Here is a 271-nt window from a genome sequence, read left to right on the forward strand (position 1 = left end):
TTAACTTGCTAAGCGTTTTCATGAACAATAATCGTTTCACCGGCCAGTTTTCTCATCGGTTTCGATGTCAGCACGCGCACGCATGTACACTTTACCACGACCGGTTTGATTGGCTTGTTCTATGCCTTTTTTACAGTTAATAATCGCCGAAGTTGGGAAATGAGGACCTGTGATGTAATCCATTAACTGAGTAATAGTTAATTCTGGGTTTTGAATAAGCGCTAATCAGCCATTCACTACTTCTGTTATGTTGTGTGGCGGGATATTTGTC

The 271-nt window shown here is 41.3% G+C and carries 1 pseudogene; it reads right to left on the reverse strand.

Annotated elements, in window-relative coordinates:
- Positions 1-17: 17 nt before the first annotated feature.
- Positions 18-271: pseudogene (locus CWB78_RS18665) on the reverse strand (DNA gyrase subunit A); the annotation flags it as partial.

It is taken from the genome of Pseudoalteromonas sp. S1612, assembly GCF_005887175.1.
GTDB lineage: Bacteria > Pseudomonadota > Gammaproteobacteria > Enterobacterales > Alteromonadaceae > Pseudoalteromonas > Pseudoalteromonas undina.